This window comes from Allobosea sp. BH3 (genome assembly GCF_025499465.1).
Classification (GTDB): Bacteria; Pseudomonadota; Alphaproteobacteria; order Rhizobiales; family Beijerinckiaceae; genus Allobosea.
On record NZ_JAIMCA010000003.1, the window covers coordinates 612704 to 634228 of the forward strand.

18 protein-coding genes are annotated in these 21525 nt (G+C 66.8%); 4 read left to right on the forward strand and 14 right to left on the reverse strand.

All coding sequences use genetic code 11. The features are described 5' to 3' along the window. The first annotated feature begins 19 nt into the window (after nt 1-19). The 3 genes from gltX to BoBH3_RS11760 all read left to right on the forward strand — a co-directional run bounded on the left by gltX (nt 20) and on the right by BoBH3_RS11760 (nt 4119). The gene (gltX, locus tag BoBH3_RS11750; protein ID WP_262330969.1) at nt 20-1438 is read left to right on the forward strand and encodes a glutamate--tRNA ligase; all 1419 of its coding nucleotides are present in this window, start codon (nt 20-22) and stop codon (nt 1436-1438) included. 261 nt (nt 1439-1699) lie between these two features. After that, nucleotides 1700-2989, forward strand: coding sequence for a citrate synthase (gene gltA / locus BoBH3_RS11755; protein ID WP_262330970.1), 1290 nt, complete (start codon nt 1700-1702; stop codon nt 2987-2989). A 140-nt stretch (nt 2990-3129) separates the two neighbouring features. Beyond that, a complete protein-coding gene (locus BoBH3_RS11760) occupies nt 3130-4119 on the forward strand; it encodes a Bug family tripartite tricarboxylate transporter substrate binding protein (RefSeq protein WP_262330971.1) in 990 nt (329 codons plus the stop codon). Nucleotides 4120-4256: 137 nt separating this feature from the next. Here BoBH3_RS11760 and lpxB read toward each other — a convergent pair whose 3' ends face one another. From lpxB to BoBH3_RS11830, 14 genes are all read right to left on the reverse strand, one after another. Further along, a complete protein-coding gene (gene lpxB, locus BoBH3_RS11765) occupies nt 4257-5414 on the reverse strand; it encodes a lipid-A-disaccharide synthase (protein WP_262330972.1) in 1158 nt (385 codons plus the stop codon). Beyond that, nucleotides 5414-6265, reverse strand: a complete 852-nt coding sequence (locus BoBH3_RS11770; RefSeq protein WP_262330973.1) for an LpxI family protein — start codon at nt 6263-6265, stop codon at nt 5414-5416. Before BoBH3_RS11770 ends, lpxB begins: the two co-directional genes overlap by 1 nt. Then, nucleotides 6262-7071 carry an acyl-ACP--UDP-N-acetylglucosamine O-acyltransferase gene (lpxA, locus tag BoBH3_RS11775; RefSeq protein ID WP_262330974.1) on the reverse strand — a complete coding sequence of 270 codons (810 nt, stop codon included), beginning with the start codon at nt 7069-7071 and terminating at the stop codon, nt 6262-6264. The genes BoBH3_RS11770 and lpxA overlap by 4 nt, the downstream gene beginning before the upstream one ends. Nucleotides 7072-7109: 38 nt before the next feature. Next, nucleotides 7110-7568, reverse strand: coding sequence for a 3-hydroxyacyl-ACP dehydratase FabZ (gene fabZ / locus BoBH3_RS11780; protein ID WP_262330975.1), 459 nt, complete (start codon nt 7566-7568; stop codon nt 7110-7112). Between the two features lie 322 nt (nt 7569-7890). Beyond that, on the reverse strand, nt 7891-8952 hold the full coding sequence (gene lpxD, locus BoBH3_RS11785; protein ID WP_262330976.1) for a UDP-3-O-(3-hydroxymyristoyl)glucosamine N-acyltransferase: 1062 nt from the start codon (nt 8950-8952) through the stop codon (nt 7891-7893). A 138-nt stretch (nt 8953-9090) separates the two neighbouring features. Continuing rightward, nucleotides 9091-11607 carry an outer membrane protein assembly factor BamA gene (bamA, locus tag BoBH3_RS11790; RefSeq protein ID WP_262330977.1) on the reverse strand — a complete coding sequence of 839 codons (2517 nt, stop codon included), beginning with the start codon at nt 11605-11607 and terminating at the stop codon, nt 9091-9093. Between the two features lie 230 nt (nt 11608-11837). Then, nucleotides 11838-12977 carry an RIP metalloprotease RseP gene (gene rseP, locus BoBH3_RS11795; protein WP_262330978.1) on the reverse strand — a complete coding sequence of 380 codons (1140 nt, stop codon included), beginning with the start codon at nt 12975-12977 and terminating at the stop codon, nt 11838-11840. Nucleotides 12978-13065: 88 nt separating this feature from the next. Further along, nucleotides 13066-14247, reverse strand: a complete 1182-nt coding sequence (dxr, locus tag BoBH3_RS11800) for a 1-deoxy-D-xylulose-5-phosphate reductoisomerase (protein WP_262330979.1) — start codon at nt 14245-14247, stop codon at nt 13066-13068. Nucleotides 14248-14250: 3 nt separating this feature from the next. After that, a complete protein-coding gene (locus BoBH3_RS11805) occupies nt 14251-15081 on the reverse strand; it encodes a phosphatidate cytidylyltransferase (RefSeq protein WP_262330980.1) in 831 nt (276 codons plus the stop codon). Next, nucleotides 15078-15836 (reverse strand): isoprenyl transferase, encoded by a 759-nt coding sequence (locus BoBH3_RS11810; RefSeq protein ID WP_262330981.1) that lies wholly within the window; start codon nt 15834-15836, stop codon nt 15078-15080. Before BoBH3_RS11810 ends, BoBH3_RS11805 begins: the two co-directional genes overlap by 4 nt. Nucleotides 15837-15897: 61 nt before the next feature. Then, nucleotides 15898-16461 carry a ribosome recycling factor gene (gene frr / locus BoBH3_RS11815; protein ID WP_262330982.1) on the reverse strand — a complete coding sequence of 188 codons (564 nt, stop codon included), beginning with the start codon at nt 16459-16461 and terminating at the stop codon, nt 15898-15900. 315 nt (nt 16462-16776) lie between these two features. Further along, nucleotides 16777-17484, reverse strand: coding sequence for a UMP kinase (gene pyrH / locus BoBH3_RS11820; RefSeq protein ID WP_262330983.1), 708 nt, complete (start codon nt 17482-17484; stop codon nt 16777-16779). A gap of 322 nt (nt 17485-17806) precedes the next feature. Next, on the reverse strand, nt 17807-18730 hold the full coding sequence (gene tsf, locus BoBH3_RS11825; protein ID WP_262330984.1) for a translation elongation factor Ts: 924 nt from the start codon (nt 18728-18730) through the stop codon (nt 17807-17809). Between the two features lie 176 nt (nt 18731-18906). Then, on the reverse strand, nt 18907-19908 hold the full coding sequence (locus BoBH3_RS11830) for a 30S ribosomal protein S2 (RefSeq protein WP_262330985.1): 1002 nt from the start codon (nt 19906-19908) through the stop codon (nt 18907-18909). 436 nt (nt 19909-20344) lie between these two features. Between BoBH3_RS11830 and BoBH3_RS11835 the strand changes: the two genes are divergently transcribed. Next, nucleotides 20345-21520, forward strand: coding sequence for a GGDEF domain-containing protein (locus BoBH3_RS11835; protein ID WP_262330986.1), 1176 nt, complete (start codon nt 20345-20347; stop codon nt 21518-21520). The last annotated feature ends 5 nt before the right edge of the window (nt 21521-21525 follow it).

The following is a 21525-nucleotide window of genomic DNA, read 5'->3' on the forward strand; positions in this document are numbered from 1 at the left end:
CCCGGTCGGAGTTGCCTCGATGAGCAATGCCGTCGTCACGCGCTTTGCGCCCTCGCCCACCGGCTTCCTCCATATCGGCGGCGGCCGCACGGCGCTGTTCAACTGGCTCTATGCCCGCCGGCATGGCGGCAAGATGCTGCTGCGCATCGAGGACACGGACCGCGAGCGCTCGACCGACGCGGCCATCGCCGCGATCCTCGACGGGCTCTCCTGGCTCGGTCTCGATTGGGACGGCGACACGGTCTACCAGTTCTCGCGCGCCGGCCGCCACCGCGAGGTCGCCGAGCAGATGCTCGCCGCCGGCAAGGCCTATTATTGCTATGCGACGCCGGCCGAGCTCGATGAGATGCGCGAGAAGGCTCGCGCCGAGGGCAAGCCGCTGCGTTATGACGGGCGCTGGCGGGACCGCGATCCAGCGACCGCGCCGGCCGGCCTCAAGCCGGTAATCCGGCTCAAGGCGCCGCAGACCGGCGAGACCGTGGTCGAGGACGAGGTGCAGGGCCGCGTCGTCTGGCAGAACGAGAATCTCGACGATCTCGTGCTGCTGCGCTCGGACGGCACGCCGACCTATATGCTCGCGGTCGTCGTCGACGACCACGACATGGGCGTCACCCATGTCATCCGCGGCGACGATCACCTGACCAATGCCGCCCGCCAGACCCAGATCTACGACGCGCTGGGCTGGTCCGTGCCGAGCATGTCCCATATCCCGCTGATCCATGGTGCGGATGGCGCCAAGCTCTCGAAGCGCCATGGCGCGCTCGGCGTCGATGCCTATCGTTCGATGGGCTACCTGCCGGTGGCGCTGCGAAACTACCTGCTGCGGCTTGGCTGGAGCCATGGCGACCAGGAGATCTTCTCGACCGAGGAGATGATCGCGCTGTTCAACCTCTCCTCGATCGGCCGTTCCCCGGCACGCTTCGACTACGCCAAGCTCGAGAACCTGAACGGGCTCTATATGCGCCAGTCCAGCGACGCCGATCTGCTGGCGGCGCTGAAGGTGATCCTGCCGGAGATCGGGCCGGCGCGCGGGATCGACGCTTCGCTCTCGCCGGAGCTGGAGACGAAGCTCCTCGCCGCCATGCCCGGCCTTAAGGAACGCGCCAAGACGCTGGTCGAGCTGCTCGACAGCGCCTTCTATCTCTATGCGCAGCGCCCCCTTCAGCTCGACGAGAAGGCAAAGGGCCTGCTCGATGAGGCGGCCCGCGCGCGGCTGCCGCAGATCGCCGAGAAGCTCGCCGCCGTCGCCGACTGGACACCCGCCCCGCTCGAGGCGGCGGTGCGCGCCTATGTCGAGGAGAACGGCCTCAAGCTCGGCCAGGCGGCCCAGCCGCTGCGCGCCGCGCTGACCGGCCGGGCGATGTCGCCGGGGCTTTTCGACGTGATGGCGGTGCTGGGCCGGGAGGAAACCCTGGCCCGCCTCGCCGATCAGGCGTGACGTTTGCGCCCGGCGCGATTCAGACCGCCTTTTGGCTCGGTTGAATGCGCTGGGCAAATGGTCTAGTGACGCGCAAGTGCTCGTTTCGCCATCGGCGGACGGGCACGAATATTGCTTGTAAATCAGCTACATGGATTGCCTTCTCTTTCCCACCGACATGTTCCCGTCACATCGCGGCCTTCGGATGAGAAAAGCTTCGCGCAAGCGCGGAGAGGCGAGACAGGGACTGGGAAGCAGCGAGCCTTGAAAGGATCGGTACCGATGAGCGGAAACACCAGCCAGCTCCAGGTCGACGGCAAGACCGTCGATATGGCGATCAAGTCGGGATCGGTCGGTCCCTCCGTCATCGACATCGCCAAGCTCTACGCCCAAACGGGCATGTTCACCTACGATCCCGGCTTCACCTCGACGGCGAGCTGCGAGTCGCAGATCACCTATATCGACGGCGACGCCGGCATCCTGCTCTATCGCGGCTATCCGATCGAGCAGCTCGCCGAGCACGGCGACTTTCTCGAGACCTGCTACCTGCTGCTCGAGGGCGAGCTGCCGACGGCGGCGCAGAAGGCCGATTTCGACTACCGCGTCACGCGCCACACCATGGTGCATGAGCAGATGGCCCGCTTCTTCCATGGCTTCCGCCGCGATGCCCACCCGATGGCGATCATGGTCGCCTCGATCGGCGCGCTCTCGGCCTTCTACCACGACTCGACCGACATCTCGGATCCGCATCAGCGCATGATCGCGTCGATGCGCATGATCGCGAAGGTGCCGACGCTGGCGGCGATGGCCTACAAGTACACGGTCGGCCAGCCCTTCGTGTATCCGCTCAACTCGCTGGACTACACCTCGAACTTCCTGCGCATGTGCTTCGCGGTCCCGGCCGAGGAGTACAAGGTCAACCCCGTGCTCTCGCGCGCGCTCGACCGCATCTTCATCCTGCACGCCGACCACGAGCAGAACGCCTCGACCTCGACGGTGCGCCTCGCGGGCTCCTCAGGCGCGAACCCCTTCGCCTGCATCGCGGCCGGCACGGCCTGCCTCTGGGGGCCTGCCCATGGCGGCGCCAACGAGGCGGCGCTCAAGATGCTCGAGGAGATCGGCTCGGTCGACAACATCCCGAAGTACATCGCCAAGGCGAAGGACAAGAACGATCCGTTCCGCCTGATGGGCTTCGGCCATCGCGTCTACAAGAACTACGATCCGCGCGCCAAGATCATGCAGAAGACCACGCATGAGGTGCTCAACGAGCTCGGCATCAAGGACGACCCGCTGCTGGACGTCGCGGTCGAGCTGGAGCGGATCGCGCTCTCGGACGAGTACTTCATTGAGAAGAAGCTGTACCCGAACATCGACTTCTATTCGGGCATCACCCTGAAGGCGATGGGCTTCCCGACCTCGATGTTCACCGTGCTGTTCACGCTGGCCCGCACGGTCGGCTGGATCGCGCAGTGGAAGGAGATGATCGAGGACCCGTCCCAGAGGATCGGCCGTCCGCGCCAGCTCTACACCGGCGCGCCGCAGCGCGATTACACGCCGATCGGCCGTCGCTGAGCACAGGCCAGGGTCTGGATATGGAAGGGCGCGGTGGTCTCCACCGCGCCCTTCTTTTGTTGCAGATGATTGATGCATGCGGCGGGCATGATCCCCCGGCGAAGCCAGATAAAGTTGCTTCATCCAACGGAGATACTCCCATGACAGACAAGCTCTTTCTCGACCGCCGTTCCTTCTTGCTCGCGACCGGCGCGCTCGGGCTCGCGGGCACGCAGGCGCAGGCCCAGGCCGCCTTCCCGACGCGCCCGATCACGCTGGTCGTTCCGTTCGCCGCCGGCGGTTCGACCGACATCGTCGCGCGCCTGGTCGGGCAGAAGATGAGCGAGATCCTCGGCCAGAACGTCGTGATCGAGAACCGCGCCGGGGCCGGCGGCAATGTCGGCTCGACCGCCGTCGCCCGCGCGGCGCCGGACGGCTACACCCTGCTGCTGGGCACCATCTCGACCCACGCCCTGAACCCCGCCATCCTGAAGACGGTCACCTTCGACGCGGTGAAGGACTTCACCCCGATCTCGCTGCTCGCGATCGTCCCCAATGTGATGGTCGTGAATCCTTCGTTCCCGGCGAAGACGGTTCAGGAAGTGCTGGAGGTCCTCAAGGCCAATCCCGGCAAGTACTCCTATGCCTCTTCGGGCGTCGGCACCCCGCTGCATCTCTCGGGCGAGCTGTTCAAGTCGCTCGGCAAGGTCGACATGAATCATGTGCCTTATCGCGGAGCCGGCCCGGCGCTGAACGACGTCGTGTCCGGCGCGGTGCCGATCATGTTCGACAACCTGCCCTCCTCCGCCGGCTTTATCCGCAACGGCCAGCTGCGGGCGATCGGCGTTACGACCAAGGATCGCGTCTCGTCCTTCCCGGACGTTCCGACGATCGCGGAAGGCGGCCTCGCCGGCTACGAAACCTATACCTGGAACGCCCTGTTCGGCCCGGCGAACATGCCCCGCGCCATCGTCGAGAAGATCAACCAGGCTGCCAACCAGGCGCTCAAGGATGAGACCGTCAAGAAGAGGCTGAACGACGTCAGCGCCGATATCGTCGGCTCGACGCCGGAGCAGCTCGGCGAGCACGTCAAGGTCGAGCTGGCCAAATGGGCGCCGATCGCAAAGGCGTCCGGCGCAGTCGTCGAGTAGGCCGGACCTCTCGCCTCACGCCTCGCGGCGCATCCGCGAGGCGACCATGGCATCGGATCAATCCGATGAACCGCGGCGTCATTCCGGGCTCAAGCGCTACGCGCTTGCCCCGGAATGAGGGGTGGCTCCGTGCAAAATCAGCTCGCTAGCGCCAGCGCCGCCTCGACGGCGTTGGCCGCCGGGCTCGGCCCGGCCGAGCGCATGATCGTCTCGACTTCGGCGAAGCCGGCGAGCTGTTCCTGCCGCTTCGGACCTTCGACCAGCGCCTCCAGCAGATGCCGGCTCAGCGCCTCGGCCGTCGCCTCCTCCTGGATGAATTCCGGCACGACGCTCCGACCCAGGATGAGGTTGGGCAGGATCACGCTCGGCAGCTTGATGAGGCGCCGCGCCAGGACAGCCTCCCACCCCGCTCCGCGATAGGCCGCGACGGTTGGGACGGCAGAGAGCGCGAGTTCCAGCGTCACCGTGCCCGAAGCCGCAAGCGCGGCCCGCGCCTGCCGGAAGGCCGCGAGCTTCGCGACCTCACCTGCGACGATCTCGGGAACGACCGGCCAGCGGGCCGCAGCCTCCGCGATCATCGATTGGAGGCGGGGTACAGCAGGCAGGATGAAACGCGCCTCGGGGACCGCTGCGGCGACCCGCGCGACAGCCTCGCCAAAGACCGGCATCAGATGGCGGATCTCGGAGCTGCGGCTGCCGGGCAGGACCAGAACCTGCGGGCGCTGCGCATCGTCGCGCGCGCGCTGCTCGGCCACGTCCGGCCGCATCTCGGCGAGCCGCTCCATGAGAGGGTGGCCGACATAGACAGTCTCCGGGCCGTGAAGCCGCGTCAGCGCAGCCGGCTCGAAGGGCAGCAGGGCCAGGATGCGGTCGACATGCGGCGCCATCGCCCGCGCCCGGCCGGACCGCCAGGCCCAGACGCTGGGGCAGACCCAGTGCACGATCGGGATCGAGGGTGCCCGGGCGCGGACCTTCTTGGCCACGCGCAGGCAGAAATCGGGGCTGTCGATGGTCAGCAGCAGGTCGGGCTCGAAGGCCGCGATGCCGCGCGCTGCATCCTCCATCCGCCGCAGCAGCAGCGGCAGGCGCCGGATCACCGGGCCGAAACCCATCACCGCGATGTCGGCCTGCGGAAACAGGGATTTGAGTCCAGCCTCCGGCAGGCCGTGATCCCCGACGCCGCACAGCTCCAGCGGGCGGTCACCCAATCTCTCGCGCAGCGCGGCCAGAAACCGCAGCGCCAGAGCATCGCCCGAGGCCTCGCCCGCGATGACGGCGAGCTTGAAGGGACGCATCAGGTGAAGCCTTCGACGAAGAGACCGAGCTGGTCGGCGAGGCGCCCGAGCGCCGCCCGGTCTCCGACCAGCACCCGCCCGGCCCTGATGCCGATGCCCGAAAGGCCGGCCTGCGCAACGTTTCGCAGCGTGTCCGGGCCGATGGCCGGCATGTCCATCCGCAGGTCCTGGCCGGTCTTGGGCAGCTTCACGAGGACGCCGTCGCCCTTGCCGATCTTCAGCCGCCCGCGCGCGACGAGGTCGGCGACGCGCCCGATCATGGCATCGGTGCCTTCGGCGGCTTCAATCGCGACGACGCGGTGATCGGCCAGGATCGCCGCCTGCCCGACATCGAAGGGCGACAGGGCGTCGAGCAGCGCAAAGCCACGCTGCAGCAGCTCCCGCTGTTCGGCGGTCGCTTGACGGCGGCCGAGCGGACCTTCCGGGGCAGCCAGCTCCGGCGCGAGCTCCGCTGGCCCATGCACACGAAAGCCCTGCTGCTCAAAGAAGAGAACCACACCGCGCAAGAGGTGGTCGTCGCCACCCCGGAAGGCCTTGGCGAAATGCGGAAGGTATTTCAGCGTCGACGCCTCGGGCCGCAGCGCGCCGAAGCTCGGCCGGGGCAGGCCTCCCAGCATGACGATATCGGCGATGCCGCGCCGGCGCAGCTCTTCGAGCAATCTGCCGAGCTGGCCCAGCCGATAGCTCTGGACATCGGCATCGCCAAAGGCTGCCGGGTCGGCCGCACCGTCGAGAGCGGCGACATAGGGGCGCTCGCCATGGGCCGCCAGGGCGCGCGCAAGCTGGACCGGATAGTCGCCACCGCCCGCGATCAGGACGAGCGGGCCGCGCGCGGCGCCCGCCGGGCTCACCTTTCGACGGCGGAGGCGTCCTGCGGCATGCAGATCGCCTTGTCGCCGCCTTCCCTGATGAAATCGAGGATCTCGTGAATCAGCGGATGCTCCGCGAACTCCGCCGCGACGTCCTCGACACGCTCGGCCAGCGTTCCTTCATTGGCGAACAGCAGCCGGTAGGCGCGGCGCAGCTCATGGATCTGCTCGCGCGTAAAGCCCCGGCGCTTGAGGCCGATCAGGTTCAGGCCAACGAGATGCGCCGGGTTGTCCCGCACGGTGCCGAAGGGAATGACATCGTTGAGCACGCCGGCGCCGCCGCCGATGAAGGCATGGTCACCGATGCGAATGAACTGCTGCAGGCCGGTCCCGCCGCCGACGATCACGAAATTGCCGACCGTGACATGCCCGGCGCACATCACATTGTTCGAAAAGATGACGTTGCTTCCGAGCCTGCTGTCATGGCCGACATGGGAATTGGCGAGGAAGAAGCAGCGATCGCCGACGCTCGTGATCATGCCCCCGCCTTCGGTGCCGGGGTTCATGGTAACACCTTCGCGGATCTGGCAATCGGCGCCGATCGTCAGCGTCGAGGGCTCCCCCCGATACTTCACGTCCTGCGGCGGATGGCCGATCGAGGCGAAGGGATAGATCCGCGTGCGCGGGCCGATCGTGGTGCGGCCCGCGAGGGCGACATGGCTGACGAGCTCGACGCCTTCCCCCAGCACCACGTCGGGACCGACGGTGCAGAAGGGCCCGATCTTCACCCCGGCGGCGAGCTGCGCCTTGGGGTCGACGATCGACATGGGATGGATGGAAGGGCTCATCGCCGGAGTATCCTGGCCTTGCAACGTCGCGGCCCCGCTCAGATGACCATGGCCGAGATCTCGGCCTCCGCCACCAAAGTCCCCTCTACGCGGGCTTCGCCACGGTAGAACCAGATGTTGCGCTTGCGCGCGACCTTGGTCATGTGGAAGCGCAGCGTATCGCCCGGAATGACGGGCTTGCGGAACTTCGCCTTGTCGATCGTGGTGAAGAGGACGGTCTCGACCTTCGCCTCATCCGCTCCGCGTGCATTGACCACGAGCACGCCGGCGGTCTGCGCCATCGCCTCGATCATCAGCACGCCCGGGAAGACGGGCCGTTCCGGGAAATGGCCCGTGAACTGCGGCTCGTTGACGGTGACGTTCTTGATGCCGACGCCGTAGTCGTCGCCGTTGATCTCGACCACGCGGTCGACCAGCAGGAACGGATAGCGGTGGGGAATGCTGGCCATGATCTTCTGGATGTCGATCACACCCAGTGCCGTCGTCGCCTCGCTCATTGTCTGTCTTCTCCCGCGCGCCGTTCCTGGGCCGCGCACCGCTCTTGTATCGTCGACCACCGTCCGGAAATCATTCGGCGACCGGCAGTAGCTCCAAATCCTTCCGCGCCGTTTGCCCGAAACAGGGCAGTCCGGGCAAGACAAATCTCTCGCTCGCGTCCGGAGCGTTCTTATTCCGCACGGAACTGCGCCGCCACCGCGGGCTCGCCCGGGGACGCATGCCGGAGCGCTGCCCAGGAAGGTTCAGGCATGGACCGCACTTCCGTGAAAGCGTGGCAGGCTCTGGAGCAGGCCCCGTGCAGAGGAAGCCAGAAGCCTCCGCTCAATCCTGACCGGCTTCCGGCTTGCGGCCTCGCTTGGCCACCAGTGACTTCAGCAGCGCCGCCTCGCGTGCCCAGCTGAGCGCCGGCTGTGCCGGATAGCCGCCATAGCGGGCGCCGCGCGGCACATCGCCGGCGACGCCGCTCTGCGCTGCGATCTGGGCGCCGGCGCCGATCGTGAGATGCCCGGCGAGGCCGACCTGCCCGCCCAGCACGACGAAATCCTCGAGCGTCGAGGAACCGGCGATGCCGACCTGCGAGACGATGACGCAATGGCGCCCGATGACGACGTTATGCCCGATCTGGACGAGGTTATCGATCTTGGTGCCCTCGCCGATCACGGTATCGCGGCTGGCACCCCGGTCGATGCAGGTGTTGGCGCCGATCTCGACATCGTCCTGGATGATGACGCGGCCGATCTGCGGCACCTTCATGTGCCCCTTGGGGCTCATCGCGAAGCCGAAGCCATCCTGCCCGATGCGCGCGCCGGGATGGACAATGACGCGGTTGCCGATCAGCGTCGACTGGATGGTGCTGCCCGCACCGATCGAGCAGTTGCGCCCGATCCGGACCTGAGGGCCGATCACGGCATGGGCCGCCACCACGGTGCCGGCGCCGATTTCCGCGCCCGGGCCGATGACCGCGCCGGGATCGACCGTCACGCCCGGCTCCAGCACGGCCGTGGCGTGGACGATGGCGCCGGGCGCCACGCCCTGCGATCCGAAGACCGATTCAGGCTTGAGCGCCGTAGGGAAGAAGCGCGCCAGCACCTTTGCGAAGGCGTGGTAGGGCGCCGAAGAGACCAGCGCCACCGTTCCGGCCGGCACGCGATCGGCGAAGCGAGGCGATACCAGGCACAGCCCCGCCTTCGTCGCGGCGAGCGCGTCGGTATATTTCGGGTTGTCCATATAGGCGAGGTCGGCCGGCCCCGCCGTTTCGAGCGCGGCTGCGCCAGCGACCCGCAGCGTCGGCTCGACGCCCTCGGGCAACGTCGCCCCGGAAATGCTTGCGACCTCGCCATAGTCCAGCGAGGTCGCCAACGGAAAGAAAACAGGTTCTGCCATGGCTGGGTCCGAAGCGGGGCCTATTGCGCCGGACCGAAAAGTGGAACCCACTTTTCGGGATAATCCGATGCGATAACAAATGATTAGATCGCCGTTATCGCGTCCGTTCGGACGCGCGGCGATCTAAGCCCCGCCGCGTCAGAAGCGAGTGCCGCCCGAGAAGCGGAAGGCCTGCAGACGGTCGCCGCCGTACTTGCCGGTGATGCCGGTGGTCGGGTTGGTGCCCCACTGCCCCTCGTCCTTGGTGAGGGCGTAGGCGTAGTCGAACCGGATCGGGCCGAGCGGCGACTGCCACAACAAGCTGACGCCGACCGAAGAACGAAGGATGTTCTTGTCCCGGATACAGCCGACATTGGACTGGCCATACTGTCCGCCGCCCGTCGCCACGTTGTACTGACGCGCCTCGGAGCCGGTCGGGCAACCGGTATAGGCCGAGCCCTGCCCACCGTCGTAGTTGAACAGCGTACCGGCGTCTGCGAAGACCGCGCCGCGCAGGCCGAGATCGCGCGGGAGACCCCAGATCGGGAACTGCACTTCGACGGTACCGCCGAAATAGGTCGTGCCGCCAACCGCGTTCGCCGTCGGGTCGTTCAGGACGTCGCGCGGGCCGATGCCTGACGGCGCGAAGCCGCGCACCAGTGTCGGTCCGAGGAAGTAATGATCGACCATGCGCAGGTTGCCGCTGGTCGCCTGGACGTGACCGCCCTGGACGCGGAGGAAGCCGACGACGTCGTCGAAGATCTCGCGATAGTAGCGCGCATCCGCGGCGACACGCAGGAACTTCGAGTCACCGCCCACACCTGCGAATTCCGGCTTGAGCTCGGCGATGAAGCCGTTGCGCGGATTTTGCACGCTGTCGAGCGAGTTGTAGTTGAAGTTCAGGCCGACGAGCGAGGTCAGGGTCGAGCCCTGCGCCTCCTTGACCGCCAGCGTCGCCTCGCCGTTCGTCACGCAGTTATAGATCGCGGTCGGGGCGAGAGCGCCATCCGTGCCCGGAGTGATGCCCGGGAGCGGAAGGGTACAATCGTTATAGGGCCGGCTGTACTCGTTCGGAATGTCGATCTCGGTCACGTAGAGCGAGTAGCGCGGCGTGATGGAGAACTCTTCCGTGATCGGGAAGGTGAAGCGAACCTGCCCGCCGGTGACACGGCTCTCGAAACGACCCGTGTTGTAGTTGTCGTTGAACTTCGAGAACAGGTCGATGCCGGCCGCCACGCGGTAGCCCAGGAAATAGGGCTCGGTGAAGGAGAAATCGACACCCTGCGTGCGCTGGCCGAGTGTGCCCGCGATGCGAACGAACTGGCCGCGGCCAAGGAAGTTCGCCTCCGACAGCGAGACCTCGCCGATGATGCCGTCCGACGTCGAATAGCCGCCCGCGATCGAGAAGGAGCCGGTCGCCTTGTCCTCGACGTCGATGTTGACCACCACGCGATCCGGCGCCGAGCCGGGCTCGTTGGTGATACGGACCTTCTGGAAGAAGCCGAGGTTGTTGAGGCGCCGCTCGGCGCGGTCGATCATGACCTTGTTGTAGGCATCGCCCTCACCGAGATCGAGCTCGCGGCGGACGACGAAGTCCCGGGTGCGGGTGTTGCCGCGCACGTTGATGCGCTCGACATAGACCCGCGGCCCCTCGTCGACGACATAGGTGATGCCGATCAGGCGGCCCGAGGCATCGCGATCGCCACGGGGGCGGACCTGGGCGAAGGCATGGCCGCGGCGGGCCACCTCGGTCGTCAGCGCGACGAGCGACTTTTCGACAGCCTCGGCATTGTAGGTATCGCCCGCCGAGGTTGCGACGTAGCGCTGCAGCCCGGCCCCGTCGACATCGCGCAGGGCGGAATCGACCGCGACATTGCCGACCTTGTACTGCGGACCTTCCTCGACCTGGACGTCGATGACCCAGCCGCCGGCAGTCTCGTCGAAGCGCGCGGCGTTGTTGACGATCTGGAAGTCGGCATAGCCGTTCTTCAGATAGAAGCGCCGGATCAGATCGAGGTCGGAATTGATGCGATCCGGATCATAGACATCCGAGGTCTTGATCCAGCTCAGGAAATTCGACTCGGTCGAGGTCATCAGCCCGCGCAGCCGGCCGGCCGAATAGACCTCGTTGCCGCTGAAGTTGATCGACTTGATGCCGGTCTTGCCGCTCTCGTTGATGGTGAAGACGATATCCTGGCGACCGTTCGGCAGCGGCGCGATGCGGCCACTGACGGAGGACAGCCCGTAGCCGGCGCGGCGATAGGCCTCGCGCAGACGCTCGACGTCGGCGTTGATGAGCTCTTGGCTCAGCGGGCCGCCGGCCTTGGACTGCACGATCGAGGAGAGCTGCTCGCTCTTGACGCGGCGGTTACCCTCGAAGGCGACGCGATTGACCGTGCTGTTCTGCTCCTGGACCGAAACGACGATCTGCGGGCCGCGGCGGCTGACCTGGACGCTGCTGAACAGGCCCGTGGAGAGCAGGCTCTCGCGAATCTCCTGCGGATTCTCCCGCCCGACCGCATAGGAGCGGATCGTCTCCGCATCGACGCGTCGGTTGCCGTGGACGACCACAGCCTGCGCGAAAGCCACACCACCACTCACGGCCAGAATCAAAGCCGAAAGTCCGATCGATCGAGAGAGCCGCGTCTTGATCGGGCTCTTTTGGGTCGACGTCATCGGGTCGCCTATTCCATCTCTCTGGTCACCACCCCGAACGGGGACCCCCGTCTTGAGACGGCAGCACGGCGACATTGCAGTTAAATCGCTTCTACAAAGTTTCCCGCAGGGTGCAAACCGCCATCATCGTTAATAAAGTATTTTTAGCGGCGGTCGTTGCGGAGAGGCCACGCGCCCTCTCGGCGGGCGCAGGCAAGAGCCCGATCGGGCGTATGTGCGCGAAGCGGGCTTCAGAGCAGCCCGCGGACGTGAACGATGTCGTTCCAGGTTACGAACAGCATGAGCATGAGCACGAGGCCCAGGCCCAGGCGGAAACCGATTTCCTGCGCGCGCGGGCTCAAGGGGCGGCCCCTCAGCGCCTCGTAGAGATAGAACATGAGGTGGCCGCCATCGAGCATCGGCACGGGCAGGAGGTTCATCAGGCCGATCGAGACAGACAGGATGGCGGCAAGGTTGATCAGCCCCAGCAGCCCTCCGCTCGAGGCGACGATGCCGGAGACCTGGGCGATCCGAATCGGGCCGGAGAGCTGATCGACGGATTCGCGGCCCTTCACCAGCTTGGCGACGTAGTCGTAGGTCCGGGTGACGACGAACCAGGTCTCATTCAAGCCGGACTTCATGGAATCGACGAGGCCGAAACGCTGGGTCTTCCAGTCCTCCGGCCGGGGCGAGGCCTTGACGCCGATCACCCCGATGCGCTGCACGCCCACGGGCGTCTTCATCTCGGATAGCGCGGGCACCACGGCCAGCGTCACCTGGCTGCCGCTGCGATCGACCGTGACCGCGAGGTTCTCCTCCGGCCTGATCGAGACAATGCGCTGCATGTCGGCGAAGGATTCGATTGGCTGCCCGTCGATGGAAATGACGACGTCGCCGGCCTTGAGCCCGCCGCGCTCGGCGGCGCTGCCGGCCACGACCGCATCGACGCGCGGCATGAGGACCTGCTTGCCGAAGAAGAACGCCATTCCGGCGAAGATCACGATGGCGAGCAGGAAGTTCGCGATCGGGCCGGCGGCGACGATCGCTGCTCGCTCGCCGATCGACTGCGCCGGGAAGGAACGGGCGCGCTCCTGCGGCGTCATCCGGTCCACGGCCGCATCGTCCGGAGAACTCGCGGCATCGGCATCGCCAGAGAACTTGACGTAGCCTCCGAGCGGGATCAGCGCGAAGCGCCAGCGTGTTCCATGCTTGTCCGTGAAGCCGAAGATCTCGCGACCGAACCCGATCGAGAAGGTCTTGACGTCGACACCACACCAGCGGCCGACGAGGAAATGGCCGAGTTCGTGGACGAAGACGACGATGGTGAGGACGAACAGGAACGGCAGCAGATAGCCCAGACCGGTATTCCAGAGCGAGGCTACGAATTCCATCGAACTCTCCAGTTCCTTCTAGCCGAAGCGACGCTCCGGCCTCCTGCCACACGGCACGTCCCGACAACCGGGCGCGCGGCAGAGCGCTTTAGGTGACAGTGAACCGTGCTTGCGACAAGAGCGAGGCAGCCCGACGTCTCGAATCGTGGTCAATGGCGAGTGCTCCCGCGAGGTCGCGCGGCGCCTCGGCACCGCCCGGCACCCCGGCGCAGACCGCTTCGACCAGCGCGGCGATGCCTGAGAAGCGCAGCCTGCCCGACAGGAAGGCGGCAACCGCGACCTCGTTGGCGGCATTGAGGATCGCCGGCATGGCGCCGCCCTGGTTGAGCGCAGCGATGGCGAGGCCGAGCGCGGGAAAGCGCTCGAGATCGGGCTTCTCGAAACTCAGCGGCGCTGTCGTCACCAAATCCAGGAAGCGCTCGGCCGGCGCATCGAGGCGGCCGTCGACGCCGAGGCAGTGCGCAGCCGCGACCCGCATGTCCGGCACCGCCATGCCCGCGCTCACCGAGCCGTCGCGGAAGGTGACGAGGCCGTGGACGATCTGCTGCGGATGGACCAGCACGTCGAGCTGTCCGGGCTCCAGCCCGAAGAGGAAGCGCGCCTCGATAAGCTCCAGCCCCTTGTTCATGAGGCTGGCCGAATCGACGCTGATTTTCGCGCCCATCGCATAATTCGGATGCTTCAACGCATCCTCGGGACGGGCGGCCGCGATGCGCTCGGCGCTCCAGTTCCGGAACGGCCCGCCGGAGGCCGTCAGCGTCATGCCGCGAATCGCGGAAAGCGGCTCGGCTCCAAGCACTTGGAAGAGCGCGTTATGTTCCGAATCGAGCGGCAGAACCTTAGCGCCCACTTCCACCGCGCGCGCCATCACCGCTTCGCCGGCACAGACCAGGCTTTCCTTGTTGGCGAGCGCGATCGTCCGGCCAGGCGAGAGCGCGGCGAAGGTCGCCTCCAGCCCGGCGGCGCCCGCAATCGCGCTGACGACGATATCGGCGGGCCGGGCCACGGCCTCCATCACGGCCGAACGCCCCGCCCCGCTGCCGATCCCCGTGCCGGCCAGCGCTTCCGCCAGCGCCGGGCCGCAAGTCTCATCGGCGAGCGCGGCAAAGCGCGCGCCCGTCTCGATGGCGACCCGCGCCAGCGCCTGCGCATCCCGGCCGCCAACCACGGTCCCGATGGACAGCCGCTCGGGATTTTCGGCGACGACATCGCGAACGGAGCGTCCGACAGAGCCTGTGGCCCCTAACAGCGTGACGGTGCGAAGGGCCATGAATCAGACGTTGAGATGAACGGCGAAAAGAGCGAGTCCCGCCAGCACGAGCACGGCCCAGTAGCCGTCGAGCCGGTCGAGGAAGCCGCCGTGGCCGGGAATGAGATGGCTCGAATCCTTGGTGTCGAAGCGGCGCTTCAGCGAGGATTCGAAAAGATCGCCGGCTTGGCTGACGATCGAACCCGCCAGGGAGGCGGCAACGACGGGGCCGGCCGCGGTCAGGCCGTCGAGCCCAGGCACCAATCGCCAGATCAGGTAGCCGCCGATCATCCCGGCGACAGCGCCGCCGATCGCGCCCGACCATGTCTTCTTGGGGCTGACGCTCGGCATCAGCTTCGGCCCGCCGAGCTTGCGCCCCGTGAAATAGGCCGCGATGTCGGTGAACCAGACGACGGCGAAGCTCCAGAGGATCAGCGCCAGGCCGATCTGCGGCAGATCGCGCAGCGCCGGCGTGATCAGCGCGAAGGCGAGCGCATAGGCGACGCCGCAGAGCTCCAGCGCGAGTCGCGAGCGGACCATGGGCGTGAGGAGCGCACCGACCAGGGCCGCAGCAGCGGCAGCGCCGGCCAGCGCGGCGGGGCTTGCCGGCGAGAAGGCGAGCGCGAGCCCGGCCACCACGACGCCGATACCGGCCGGGATGGCGTTGCCGCGGTTGACCATGGCGAGCCATTCATAGGCAACGATGCCAGCGACAAGCGTCCAGATGATACGGAAGGGCCAGCCGCCCCAGATCGTCGCGAGCAGCACCATGGCCGCGAGCACCAGCGCCGAGACGACCCTGAGCTTCAGCTCGCCTGGGCCCTTCTGCGGCGTCCCTGAAGGCCGGTCATTCACGCGACGTCCACGCTGCGGTCGGCCGAAGCGGAAATGCCGCCGAAGCGGCGCTCACGCTGCCGGTATTGGGCGAGAGCGTCCTCGAAGGCAGCGCGGTCGAAATCCGGCCACATCACCGGAGCGAAGACGAACTCCGCATAGGCGGCCTGCCAGAGCAGGAAATTAGAGATGCGCGTCTCGCCCGAGGTGCGGATCACCAGTTCCGGGTCGGGCAGGTCATGTGTATCGAGCCTGCCTGCAAGAGCCGCCTCGTCGATCGCCGCCGGATCGAGACGTCCCGCCGCTGCATCGACGGCGAGCGAGCGGGCGGCCCGCACGATCTCGTCGCGCGCGCCGTAGTTGAAGGCGATCACCAGCACGAGGCCGGTATTGGCGCGCGTGCTCGCCTCGGCATGCTCGACGAGCCGCCGCAGATCGGGCGCGAGATCCTCGCGGCTGCCGATGATGCGGACGCGGACATTGGCGGCGGAGAGCTCGGCCAGGTCCTTCTCGACGAAATGCTTGAGCAGCCCCATCAAGAAGCTGACCTCGGCATGGGGGCGGCGCCAGTTCTCGGTCGAGAAGGAATAGAGGGTCAGCACAGAGAGGCCGAGATCGCTGGCATTGCGGACCGTGCGCCGCAGCGCCTCCAGTCCGCGCCTGTGGCCTTCCTGCCGCGGCAGCCCGCGCATCTGCGCCCAGCGCCCGTTGCCATCCATGATGATGGCGACATGGGTCGGGTTCGGAACGCCCGCGTCGCGCTGGCTGGACGACATAGGAATGGGCCTCGCTCGGCTACCGGCCGGAAGGACGCGCGGGAAGGCCCGCGCGAACGGATCAGACGTGCAGGATTTCCTTTTCCTTCGCCGCGAGCGCCTGGTCGATCTCGGCGATGTGCTGGTCGGTGGCCTTCTGGACGAGATCGGAGTTCTTCGCCGCATCGTCCTTGGTCATATCGCCGTCCTTCTCGAGCTTCTTGACGACGTCGATGCCATCGCGGCGGACATGCCGGACCGCGACCTTGGCCTCCTCGGCGTACTTATGCGCGACCTTGACCATCTCCTTGCGGCGCTGCTCGTTCAGCTCCGGGATGCGGATGCGCAGCACCTGGCCTTCCGTCTGCGGATTGAGGCCGAGATCGGATTCGCGCACCGCCTTGTCGACCGCCTGAACCATCGAGCGGTCCCAGACCTGGACGCTCAGCAGGCGCGGCTCAGGCACACTGACGGTGGCGAGCTGGCTCAGCGGCGTGCGCGCGCCATAGGCCTCGACCATGATCGGGTCGAGCATGTTGGTGGAAGCGCGGCCGGAGCGCAGCGAGGCGAGATCGCCCTTGAAGGACTGCACCGCGCCGGCCATGCGGCGCTTGAGATCGGCGAGGTCGAACGTCGTCTGGGCCATTTCAATCAAGACCTTGCGGTGATTTCAAAATCGGCGCGACCATGGCGGCGGGGCCGCGCAGGGTCAAGAATTTCGTGCTCGAACAGCATGTTCCCCACCGTCAGGCAAGGAAAAACGGCTGATGCGGCCGGTAGCCAGTTCATTCTAGTGACTTGTCGCAGTATGGGCCAGTGCCCGGGCGGCACGTCTTCTCGTGCGGAGCGAGGCGCTGCCCCCGGGATCTGCGGACCGAAGGCTCGCGTTTCCGGGATGCTCGGGAACCTCTTCCTGCATGAGATGCCCGGATCAAGGCCGAGCATGCCGCGCTTCCCCGCCTCAGGGCGTGACGTAGGTCGCCCTGCCCTCGCCGCGCAGCACGGCCGCAAGCGCCCCGCCTTCGGCGATGGAGAAGACGACGATGGTCAGGCCCGCATCGCGCGCCAGCGCGAAGGCGGCCGTATCCATCACCTTGAGGTCGCTCTTGATCGCGTCCTCATGGGTCAGCGTGTCGTAGCGGGTTGCGGCCGGGTTCTTCTTCGGATCGTCGCTGTAGACGCCGTCGACCTGCGTCGCCTTGAGCAGATGGCTGCAGCCGAGCTCGGCAGCGCGGAGCGCCGCGCCCGTATCGGTGGTGAAATAGGGATTGCCGGTGCCGCCGCCGAGGATGACGACCTTGCCGTTGCTGAGATGGTCCAGCGCCCGCTTGCGGGCATAGCTCTCGCAGAGGGAAGGCATCGGCACGGCCGACATGGCGCGCGCCGGCGCGCCGGCGGCCTCGATGGCGTGCTCCAGGGCCAGCGCGTTCATCACCGTGCCGAGCATGCCGATCGAATCCGCTGTGGTGCGATCGAGCCCCTTGTTCAGCCCCTGCACGCCGCGAAAGAAGTTGCCGCCGCCGACGACGATGCCGATCTCGACGCCCTCGCGCGAGGCATGGGCGATGTCGGCGGCGAGCGCCGTCAGCGTGACGCCGTCGAGGCCGTTTCCGACAGGCCCCGCAAGGGCTTCGCCGGAGAGCTTCACGAGAACGCGTTGGGGTCTCATCGATGTCTCTCCGTTTTTTTTCGCATGCCGCGATTCGCGCCCAGGTCATCGCGCGTCCTACCGGACGCGGCCATGATGATCGACCGCTTTGTTATCGCACCGGATTGATCCGAAAAGTGGATTCCCCTTTTCGGTCCGATGCTAGAGCCGGATCCGATCAGGTTGTTTCAACCTGATCGGTAAATCCGTCTCTCACTCATTGATAGAGAACGCGTGATCCGATCAGATTGCTGCGCAATCTGATCGGCGCGTGCTCTAGCCATTCTTCCTACAAAAAAGGCCGCGCGATGCGCGGCCTTTTCTTGTTCGTGGATAACCCGGATCAGCCGGTGGTGCCGCCGGCGGCGGCGACCTCGGCCGCGAAATCCTGCTCTTCCTTCTCGATGCCCTCGCCGAGCGCATAGCGGGCGAAGCCCGTCAGTTTGACCGGCGCACCGAGCTTGCCCTCGGCCTCCTTGAGAACCTGAGCGACCGACTTCGAGCCATCATGGATATAGGCCTGCTCGAGCAGGCAGTATTCCTTGGCGTAGCTCTTCAGGCCGCTCTCGGTGATCTTCTCGAGCACGTTGGCGGGCTTGCCGGCGTTCTTCTCGGCCAGGATCGCCTTCTCCCGCTCCAGGACCTCCGGAGCGACCGAGGCGAGGTCGAGTGCGACCGGGTTGGTCGCCGCGACATGCATGGCGAGTTGGCGGCCCATCGCAGCGAGTTCGTCGCCCTTCGCGGTCGACTCGAGCGCGACGATGACGCCGATCTTGCCGAGGCCGTCGGTGATCGCGCCATGAACATAGGAGCCGATCACGCCGGACGAGACCTTCAGCGAGGCGACGCGGCGCAGCGTCATGTTCTCGCCGATGGTGGCGATGGCGTTGGCGATGGCATCCTGGACGGAGCCGCCACCCGGATAGTGATGGCCGAGCAGCGCCTCGACGTCGCCGCCGCGCTCCAGCGCCACCTCGGCAATGGTCTTGGCGAGCGCCTGGAACTCGGGGTTGCGGGCCACGAAATCGGTCTCGGAGTTGACCTCGACGACGACGCCTTCCTTGCCCTGCACGACGACGGCGACGAGGCCCTCGGCGGCGACGCGGCCGGCCTTCTTGGCGGCCTTCGAGAGGCCCTTGGCGCGCAGCCAGTCGACGGCGGCCTCCATGTTGCCGTCAGTCGCCGACAGCGCGGTCTTGCAGTCCATCATGCCCGCGCCGGTCTTGTCGCGGAGTTCCTTCACCATCGCGGCGGTGATCGCTGCCATCTGTCTTGTCCTTGCTGTCGGAGCGGCACGGGTCCGGAGACCAGCCGCGGATCGGGATGTCCGGACGCCCTATGGGGAAACGCCGACGCTCCGTTTCCGGTCGTCGGCGCTTGTAGGCGTCAAATCGAGAGTTTGATTGCGACGCGCCGATGACGCGCCGCCATCACGCAGCTTGATCAGGCGTCGGCGAGTTCGCGAGCCTGGGCGACCCAGCCCTCGCGCTCGATCTTTCCGCCGAGCTTCAGATCGTGGTCGATCTTGGTCACGTCAGCCGGCGACATGGCCGCGATCTGCCAGAAATGGTAGATGCCGCCGTCGTTCAGCTTCTGCACCGCATCGGGACCCATGCCCGAGAGCTTGGTCAGATCGTCCGGTGCGCCGCGCGGGGTGGTCAGCGTCTCGAAGACCTGGCCTTCGGCAGCGACCGGCTCCAGCGCCTCTTCGACGACCGGCGCAACAGCGGCGCCGACATCGATGCCATGGTCGCCCGAGGCGCGGCCGATGCCGTCGATCGCCGAGCGGGCGATCAGGTCGCAGTAGAGCTGGATGGCGCGGCCGGCGTCGTCATTGGCCGGGACCGGGAAGGTGATGCCGTCCGGATCCGAGTTCGAATCGACGATTGCCGCGACCGGGATGCCGAGGCGCTGAGCCTCCTTGATCGCCAGCTGCTCCTTGTTGGTGTCGATCACGAAGATCATGTCCGGCGTGCCGCCCATGTCCTTGATGCCGCCCAGAGCCTTCTCGAGCTTGTCGCGCTCACGCGACAGCATCAGGCGCTCCTTCTTGGTCAGGCCCGAGCCGCCGCCGTTGAGCAGCTCGTCGACCTTGCGCAGGCGCTGGATCGAAGCCGAGATGGTCTTCCAGTTGGTCAGCATGCCGCCGAGCCAGCGGGAGTTGACGTAGTACTGGGCCGAACGCTTGGCAGCATCCGCGATGGCGTCCTGCGCCTGGCGCTTGGTGCCGACGAAGAGCACGCGGCCGCCGCGGGCGACGGTGTCCGAGACCGCCTGCAGGGCACGGTGCAGCATCGGCACCGACTGCGACAGGTCGAGGATGTGGATGTTGTTGCGGACGCCGAAGATGTAGGGCGACATCTTCGGGTTCCAGCGATGCGACTGGTGGCCGAAATGCGCACCGGCCTCGAGGAGCTGGCGCATGGAGAAATCGGGCAGAGCCATGGTAATTCTTGTCCTTCCGGTTGAGCCTCTGGGGAGCGAATGAAACGGCCATAGGCTGGCCGATCACCGGAACGCCTCGGTGTCGAGGTGATGCTCCCCATGTGGAATGAGGCGCGCCATACACGCGATAGCGCGGCAATGCAAGCCGAAGCAGCCGAAAAGCCGGCGTGCCTCCTGAAAAACCCGAGTAAAACGCCGCACCCCCGCTTGATGGGAAAGCCTAGGGGCGGCCTGGCGCATCCGCGCGACGGCAGGCGCGGCACACGCCGGAAAAGCCGCGACCGAGGCGGCGATCACCGACTTTTAAAAGATCATGCTGGATATTTTTGAGGCAATATGGTCCCACGCATGTCGTCATGCACGCCACTTACCACGCCCTGACCGCTACCCGCAGCCAGCTCTGCGCCCCTGCAACCCTACGCAGCGCGAGCGCCCCATGGCGTTGACGCTCGACCTCAGGACGATTTTCGTCACAGGCGCGCTGACCTGCTTCATCATTGGCGTGACGCAGTTGATGACCTTCGTGACCGGCCGCTTCACGCGCAGCCCGGTCTGGTGGGGCGCGAGCAGCCTGTGCATCGGCTTCGGCCTTCTTAGCGCGGCCTTCCGCGACACGCTCCCCGACGTGATCACGGTCGAGTTCGCCAACACCGCGATGCTCGCCGGATGCCTGCTGCTGCTCTTCGGCATCCGCGCATTCGGCGGCCGGGAGCTGAACTGGTTCCTCTTCGGGCTCGTCCTGCTCGCGACCTGGACCCTGCTCGCGCTGTTTCCCGGAAAAGAGGGTTTTACGACGCGGGTCATGGTCGTGGCGACGGTCATGGCGCTGTGCGACGCCTCTATCGTGCGCGAGGCCGTCCGCCTCGCGCGGGAGGAAGGGCTGCGTTCGGCCTGGCTGCTGGCCGCCCTCTTCGCGCCGACCGTCCTGATCTATGCCGGTCGCATCATCCTGGCAGCGCTCGACCAGATCGGCACGACGCTGTTTCCCCAGGATTCGGGCGCGACCGGCTGGCTTGCCGCCTCAGGCGTGACCTTCGTCATTCTCAGGGGGCAGGCGCTGCTGCTGCTCGCCGGCGAACGCACCAACCAGATGCTGGCGAGCCTCGCACAGCACGACCCACTCACCGGCGCCATGAACCGCTCGGGCCTCGAGCAATGGCTCGCGCAGCAGCGGCGCCGATCCCAGCGGGTCGGCCCCAAGGCCTCGCTGCTGCTCGTCGACATCGACCATTTCAAGGCACTCAACGATTCGCGCGGCCATGCGGCGGGTGACGAGATCCTGCGGATCTTCACGAGCGCGGTCCGCGGCCAGTTGCGCAGCGACGATATCCTCGCCCGCCAGGGCGGAGATGAATTCGCGATCATCCTGCCCGGCGTCAGCGTGCGCGAGGCGGTGCGGATCGCCGATCGCATCCGCAACGTCTTCCGGGACGCGCTCGCGATCGTCGACGACCTGCCGCTGCCGCCGACGCTCAGCATCGGCGTGGCGGAGGTGGACTTGCGGGGCGTGAGTCTCGAACAGCTGCTGGCGGAAGCGGACGAAGCGCTCTACCGCGCCAAGCGGCTCGGGCGAGACCGCGTCCAGGCACAGCTCAAGACCGCCGAGGCCTGACGGCC

Coding starts and splice junctions, on each gene's coding strand:
- gltX (WP_262330969.1), top strand. CDS start 20: ATGAGCAATGCCGTCGTCACGCGCTTTGCGCCCTCGCCCACCGGCTTC.
- gltA (WP_262330970.1), top strand. CDS start 1,700: ATGAGCGGAAACACCAGCCAGCTCCAGGTCGACGGCAAGACCGTCGAT.
- BoBH3_RS11760 (WP_262330971.1), top strand. CDS start 3,130: ATGACAGACAAGCTCTTTCTCGACCGCCGTTCCTTCTTGCTCGCGACC.
- lpxB (WP_262330972.1), bottom strand. CDS start 5,414: ATGCGTCCCTTCAAGCTCGCCGTCATCGCGGGCGAGGCCTCGGGCGAT.
- lpxA (WP_262330974.1), bottom strand. CDS start 7,071: ATGAGCCCTTCCATCCATCCCATGTCGATCGTCGACCCCAAGGCGCAG.
- fabZ (WP_262330975.1), bottom strand. CDS start 7,568: ATGAGCGAGGCGACGACGGCACTGGGTGTGATCGACATCCAGAAGATC.
- lpxD (WP_262330976.1), bottom strand. CDS start 8,952: ATGGCAGAACCTGTTTTCTTTCCGTTGGCGACCTCGCTGGACTATGGC.
- bamA (WP_262330977.1), bottom strand. CDS start 11,607: ATGACGTCGACCCAAAAGAGCCCGATCAAGACGCGGCTCTCTCGATCG.
- rseP (WP_262330978.1), bottom strand. CDS start 12,977: ATGGAATTCGTAGCCTCGCTCTGGAATACCGGTCTGGGCTATCTGCTG.
- dxr (WP_262330979.1), bottom strand. CDS start 14,247: ATGGCCCTTCGCACCGTCACGCTGTTAGGGGCCACAGGCTCTGTCGGA.
- BoBH3_RS11810 (WP_262330981.1), bottom strand. CDS start 15,836: ATGTCGTCCAGCCAGCGCGACGCGGGCGTTCCGAACCCGACCCATGTC.
- frr (WP_262330982.1), bottom strand. CDS start 16,461: ATGGCCCAGACGACGTTCGACCTCGCCGATCTCAAGCGCCGCATGGCC.
- pyrH (WP_262330983.1), bottom strand. CDS start 17,484: ATGAGACCCCAACGCGTTCTCGTGAAGCTCTCCGGCGAAGCCCTTGCG.
- tsf (WP_262330984.1), bottom strand. CDS start 18,730: ATGGCAGCGATCACCGCCGCGATGGTGAAGGAACTCCGCGACAAGACC.
- BoBH3_RS11830 (WP_262330985.1), bottom strand. CDS start 19,908: ATGGCTCTGCCCGATTTCTCCATGCGCCAGCTCCTCGAGGCCGGTGCG.
- BoBH3_RS11835 (WP_262330986.1), top strand. CDS start 20,345: ATGGCGTTGACGCTCGACCTCAGGACGATTTTCGTCACAGGCGCGCTG.